Below are 5,792 nucleotides of genomic sequence, written 5' to 3'. Positions count from 1 at the left end.
TTATGGCGGGCTGTTGTCTGGCACGGTTCATGTGCTAATATTCCTTCAAGGTTTCGACCTGGCCCTGGTTATCATGCGATCCGCCAAGATATGACATGATTTCCGGGGCTTTGTTTTTTTTGTTGCCGTTAAATTACACGCGAACGGCCTCGCCTGTCGAATCCTTCTGTCACAACGGCTTAGTGCGCCGCCAGCTCCTGGAAGAATTTCGGGTTCGCCTGGATAGTTGCCAGCACCTTCGCCGCCAGTCCGGTCGGGTTACGGCGTCCGGTTTCCCAGCTCTTAATGGTATCGAGGCTGGTTCCCAGCACTTTCGCCATCTCGCTCTGGGAAACGTTCAGCTGTGCCCTGATGGCCTTCACGTCTGCCAGCTCGTAGCGGGTGATGCGGGCGGGTTCTCTGACACCGTTTTTGATTTCAACGGCTTCTTCCAGAGAGGCCTTCAGCTCGTCAAAAAAACTCATGTTACACCTCGTCTTTCAGTCGTTGGGTCAGCATCTTCAGCGCGGTTTTCTCCGCGTCCGTCAGGCTGTCTTTGGTGCTTTTCGGATAGGCCATCACCAAATAAATCACCTCGGCGGTGGCCAGGAAGTAAATCACCCTCGCGCTGCCACTTTTCCCCTGATTGCCCGTCGCCATTCTGATTTTGCGCAGCCCGCCGGTTTTCTGGATGAGATCGCCTTTGTCTGGCGATTCAATCAGCGTCTTTTGCAGCTCCCTGAGTTCTTCATCCGTGGCGATCTGTTTTATCTGACGGGTGAACATCGGGGTCTCGATAAACTCAATCGCGTGACTCAAGGCTGCCTCCTGTCCTTAATGGGGTACATAGTACACCTTTGCAGCTGTTTTTTAAAGTTTCTCGCTTCAATGTTGGTTGCAATATTACTGTCAGACAGAGTTAGCAATCCCTCTCTTGGTAAGTACAGTTGAAATGCGTGTATGCCACTCTCTGATAATTTTTGTTGTTTCAACTTCATTCACACATTTCACAAGTGTTCCTCTGGGCTGAGGTAGCATTTTTCCCCAGATCTCCCAGTCGAGAACCCGAATAGGGCGACGATGTTTAATCCAGCCAATTTCGCTGCTGTCATCATGTACGGCGTATGCTCCACCAATAACCTGAACAAGGGCGATTAGCTTTGCTCCATTTTTGATTGCAACGATATCATTTACTTTCAAGTCATTTTTGAAAGCTGAGATTATCGACTCACCTTCGCTCCACTCACCTAACCCGATGATTTTCCTACTTTCCAAGATTGAATATATATGTGTATCGGCGAATGACTTATCGTCAGGATGCATCTGCATATGCCAGTAGGTAGTCATTTTTGTCTCCTTGACTCTTTGAACATGAATATCCCGTATTACATCGAGGGACCATAATAGCGGGTCGGCTTTTTCTGCGGTTCCGGCTGCTGCTCGCGCTGCTGCTCCACACGGGCACGGTCATGCTGTGCAATCAGCGCATCAAGCGGCTGACGTTCCTGCTCAAGCTCTCGACCTGCGCGCGCAAGCTGTCCACCTGACTGCTCAAGTGCTGACATACCCTGTCGCTGTGCGTCAGCGCCTGTGAAGTAGCCTCGAACATGTGCTGCAAGCTGCTGTAGCTGTCCTGCCACGCCTGCTGCTGTTGCTCGTAGCTTGTCTGTAAGCTCTCTAAGGCGCTCAGAAGCTGTTTTTCCATCTCGGTCATGGTTTTGGTCGTCCTCAGTGTTAAAAACGCGCAGTGGCGTTTCAGGGCGCGCTGACGGGGTTATTTCGCTGTGTATTTCACCACGGTGTTGTCGGTCGTCGACGTGTAGGTTTCCACGCCGTGCGCCTGCTTCGGCAGCACTACCAGATAGGTGTTCCGGTACGTGTCGTCGCTGTAAATCGTCACGCCCGCGCCGCTTTTCGCTTTCAGGCTCGCCAGCTGCTGGCTGTAGCTGTCCATTTCGCTCAGGCGCGAGGTGATGATCGTGCCCTGAAACCAGATTATCCCGCCCAGGATGCCGATCAGCAGGGCGAAGCAGATGAATACCCACGTCATCGCCGTTGAGACGGAGGTTCTGATCATGCCCGTCAGCCTGCCGTTCTGCTCGCGGATAGCGTTGCTGATGCTCTGCGAGCTTGATTGCAGTTCCGCGCTGATAGACGTCTCCAGCCTCGCGAACTCGCGCTTCACGCTCTGCTCGGTATCCTGCGCCTGCTGCTTCGATTTCTCCTCGAAGCCCTTCGCCAAATTTAAAATCTCGCTCATATATCATTCCTTTCAGCCGGATATTTCGGCCGCCGTCCGGATCGGCAATGCTGATGCTGCTTTTCGTTTCCCGCGCCACGGTCAGGCCGTAGCTTTCCAGCTGCGTCACCACGTCCTGCCGGCTGCGGATCACGCCCTGCTGCATCAGGTTCATCAGGCCGGCGGTGATTTTCTCTGCCGCCTGCTGTTTGTCGCGGGGAAGATCGCTGGCCTGCGTCAGCGGGCGGCGGTAAGTCGGGTCGTTCGGGTCGCGCAGCCCCAGCCGGTCGTTGGTCAGAGTCTGCCAAGCGTTGACGCGGGGACGGTCGGCGCGGTCAAAGTAGGGTTGCAGGCGTTTTCCGCTCTGCAATTCGATGTTCGGGATGACAAAATTCAGCTCAAGCCGTCCCTTGTCCCGGTGCTCCACCCACAGGCAGGCGTACTGGTCGCGGTCAAGGCCGGTCAGCAGCGTGTGCTCCCATTCATCCATCAGGCGCGATTTCTCGGCGCCTGCAATGTCCGGCTCCTGAAATGACAGCACGCCGGAAGTGTAGGCGCGGGCAAAATCGCAGCCGTCGATCAGCTCGCGTACGTGCTCAGGATTGCCGCGCAGCACACTGGCCTGTTCGCGCTGCCGGTCTTTTCCCAGCAGGTAATCCACCGGCCCGCTGCCCGAACCCGCACCACGCGAATGAATTTTAACGATCACGGTTCTGCTCCAGCAGGTCGCCAAGATGACGGTCAAGGCTGGTAAGTACGACGAGCAGCGAGACACGTTCAGAAGGCGTCAGGGAATCAATCTGGTTCAGGCGCCGGGCGATCTGGTTCAGGTTGTTACCAATCCCGCTGACGTGTCGTAGCAGTTCGGGTGCCACATCTGGCACACGGCGCTTGCGTGAGGTGTGTTCACCCAGACCCATCTGACGCAGCCACTCCGCAAGGTGAGTCCGGTCGCAGCGATCAAGCAGTCGCTGATGCTCGGTTTCGGTGAGACGGATTTTGATCTCTTTAGTTCGCTTTTCCATAGGCTCCGCTGAGAAAAAATTCGCACCACCGTGAGAATGTTTCGCAGTGGATGCCAGGGGTTTCGGGGGGCGGCGAGCCCCCTGAACCAGTCACGGTGGCACCTCGTAAGAGGGGACGCTGTGTGTACTGGCTTAGGATACAGTGCAGTATGTCAGATTCTGTGGTGTCTGCCAAAAAAGAGGACGGCCCACAAAGGGGCTGTTATCTGATATAGGTTCGAGTGCAAAAGATGAGAATGAGGGACGCCACAAATTCGAGGTTTGGGGTATCATAGCGAGGCACAGCAGAGAACATAACAAATCAAATGAAGGGGGAAAAATTGGCGAAGGAATATAACATTTTCATCAGTCATTCTTGGACTTATCATGACACTCTAGAAGATCTAAGAAAGCTTATAAGTAATCGTCCATATTTTAACGCTGCTTACTCAGAAGTTAGCAGGGATGAGCCTATTAATTCACTAAGCGCGCCCTACATTAAGAGTGTATTGAAAGGTAAGATTCTTGCTTCGAATGTAGTTATTGGTATAGCAGGAGTATATGCAACCCATAGTGAATGGATAACTTGGGAGCTAGATACAGCGTTAGCGAACGGCATCCCTATTATTGGGGTTGTCCCTAGAGGTGCAGAAAGAGTTTCATCAGTGGTTTCAAGTAGAGCGGTTGAAGTCGTTAGGTGGAATACTGAAAGTATTATTGCCGCAATAAGAAAACATGCAATTTAATATCTTAGAGCGGCAGTTTTCTGCCGCTCTAACGCATCTTTTTATTTGCCACGCGTCTCGCAATCCATTGGGTATGTTCTCTAGAAAAAGCCATTTCAGACTCTCTTACAAAATCCGCGAAGTCAGCTTCACTAGATACATACGAAGCTTGCTCTTTGATTAATCCAATCTCATGGGCTGTTAATATATAAGATGCAGACAACTCCCCATACCTTTTAACCTGACTCCATCCAACTAAAGAAGCTGCAATGGTCGTTACAATACTTATTGGAATTATACCTTCTGAAGTACTAGCGAAAAAAGCATTGTATATGGAACATGCAAACGCAAAAAAATATAAGGAGAATATAGCATAACCCCATGCCTTCCCTTTTCTTTTGTTATCTGCCGATTTAGATACGTACCATGAGCGCTGGTCTTCTATCCGGTTTACTACGTAAAAATCCCTTCTGCTAAGGTAATCCATGCCTCTGACATTTTTCATATCACCTGTCAGTGCACCTTTATTTATAACATCATGGTCTATTGTTTTTGATATATATTCACTACCATCTATTATTTCAGTTAAGTAACTAGAAAATTCTTTTATATTCTTTAGCTCATCATCATCATCGAAAGGCTCTGATTTCATGATGAAGTTCCAAGTGGTTGTCTTTATAGATTCCGATATAGCTCTATACTTATACCACTCCTGTTCAAATTTGCTTTTTACTTTAAAAACCATAAGCATCATTAAAAATACAAACAGGACAAAGGCCACATAGTACTTATATTCATATGTAACAAAAGCATTTACAGATGAAAATATTAATAAGGAGTACTCTATCCTAAGCCAAAGGAAATGTTTTTGTTGCGCTTTAGCAGACCTTTTGTCTGCCAAATCATAGAGGCCAGGGTAATTTATTGACATTGTTCTTTCTCTTTCTTCTTCATGTAATAATATTTCCTTCTGCTAATTCCACACTCCAGCCAAGGCTGAGATTCTTCTACGCTTCCTTTTCTTCTTTCAATTCCAGATTTAATACCTCGCCTCTGTTGTATTTTTGAACTGTGAGTATTAAAAACAAATTCCTCAAAGGAACTATCTGTAAAGTTTTTATGCGTCCATTTAGCTATACTTTTAGCTATGCCATTAACTTCATTTTCTTCAAGAGGCGCTGCAAATTGCATGTTATATGCATTAGCACGCTCGTAGCAGGCTTTCAGCCACTGACCATATTCAGGCCAGCCCTGACGGATAGCACGGTATGCCCATTTGCGGGTTTTATCGAACAGGGTGCAGTTACGGCCTAAGCCGTAGTCTGCAACGATTTCTTTGTCGTTCGCCGCGTTCAGGTCGAGAAAGTCAGCCAACCAGTCCAGCGTGTAGAGTTCCGGCTGCCATACGGCGATTTTCCAGTGACCGTGGTTCGGATTTTTGCAGATTAGCCCCGAATACCCTGTGTCAGCCTCTAATTTTTTACGTAGCGCGTTCTCCACGGCGGCGGCATAGCGTAACGGCTTCATTTTTCCGTCCGGCGCGGTGCGGATTGAGGTTTTAAGCGCGTACAGCAGGTGCGCGTGTCCGTTTTCAGGATTGGTGATGGTCAGCGTGGGAGCGGGGGCGTTTCGGTCGCTCCAGTCGATAGCGGCACCGGCGCGATCAACGTCAAACCCCAGCCAGAACATGGCGTGAGGCTGATTGAACTGAATGTATTTCGCCAGAATGGCGCGTTCCTTACCGGCAATACGTACACCAAAGTGCAGATCGTCCGAAAAGTACGGCTTGTGCGGTAAACGTTCGTTGAAAAGTTGGAGTGCAGCTTTACTCAAAGCGCCCTGCAC

At 49.8% G+C, this 5,792-nt stretch carries 8 protein-coding genes and 1 pseudogene; 1 reads left to right on the top strand and 8 read right to left on the bottom strand.

Translation table 11 applies throughout. The features are described from left to right. Positions 1-179: 179 nt before the first annotated feature. From nadS to SSARUM_RS24535, 6 genes and pseudogenes are all read right to left on the bottom strand, one after another. Positions 180-464, bottom strand: a complete 285-nt coding sequence (gene nadS, locus SSARUM_RS24565) for a NadS family protein (RefSeq protein ID WP_097474871.1) — start codon at positions 462-464, stop codon at positions 180-182. Position 465: 1 nt separating this feature from the next. After that, positions 466-798 (bottom strand): type II toxin-antitoxin system RelE/ParE family toxin, encoded by a 333-nt coding sequence (locus SSARUM_RS24560; protein WP_282495105.1) that lies wholly within the window; start codon positions 796-798, stop codon positions 466-468. A gap of 90 nt (positions 799-888) precedes the next feature. After that, positions 889-1,326: a hypothetical protein gene (locus tag SSARUM_RS24555; protein WP_282495103.1), complete on the bottom strand. Its 438-nt coding sequence runs from the start codon at positions 1,324-1,326 to the stop codon at positions 889-891. Positions 1,327-1,753: 427 nt separating this feature from the next. Continuing rightward, positions 1,754-2,239 (bottom strand): MbeB family mobilization protein, encoded by a 486-nt coding sequence (locus tag SSARUM_RS24545; RefSeq protein WP_282495101.1) that lies wholly within the window; start codon positions 2,237-2,239, stop codon positions 1,754-1,756. Between the two features lie 370 nt (positions 2,240-2,609). Further along, positions 2,610-2,759 (bottom strand): annotated as a pseudogene (locus SSARUM_RS24655) (plasmid mobilization relaxase MbeA); the annotation flags it as partial. A gap of 157 nt (positions 2,760-2,916) precedes the next feature. Then, positions 2,917-3,243, bottom strand: coding sequence for a plasmid mobilization protein (locus SSARUM_RS24535; protein WP_282495118.1), 327 nt, complete (start codon positions 3,241-3,243; stop codon positions 2,917-2,919). A gap of 320 nt (positions 3,244-3,563) precedes the next feature. Between SSARUM_RS24535 and SSARUM_RS24530 the strand changes: the two genes are divergently transcribed. After that, entirely contained in the window at positions 3,564-3,968 is a 405-nt protein-coding gene (locus tag SSARUM_RS24530; RefSeq protein ID WP_282495116.1) for a TIR domain-containing protein, read from the top strand. 28 nt (positions 3,969-3,996) lie between these two features. On the opposite strand, the gene SSARUM_RS24525 is transcribed toward SSARUM_RS24530, so the two are convergent. Together SSARUM_RS24525 and SSARUM_RS24520 are read right to left on the bottom strand one after the other, a co-directional pair. Further along, complete coding sequence (locus tag SSARUM_RS24525; protein WP_282495114.1) at positions 3,997-4,878, bottom strand: DUF4231 domain-containing protein; 882 nt, start codon at positions 4,876-4,878, stop codon at positions 3,997-3,999. Continuing rightward, a complete protein-coding gene (locus SSARUM_RS24520) occupies positions 4,869-5,780 on the bottom strand; it encodes a replication initiation protein (protein WP_282495112.1) in 912 nt (303 codons plus the stop codon). The genes SSARUM_RS24525 and SSARUM_RS24520 overlap by 10 nt, the downstream gene beginning before the upstream one ends. Between the last annotated feature and the right edge of the window lie 12 nt (positions 5,781-5,792).

The sequence above is a fragment of the Serratia sarumanii genome, assembly GCF_029962605.1.
Classification (GTDB): Bacteria; Pseudomonadota; Gammaproteobacteria; order Enterobacterales; family Enterobacteriaceae; genus Serratia; species Serratia sarumanii.
This window is presented reverse-complemented; position numbering and strand designations above follow the sequence as displayed.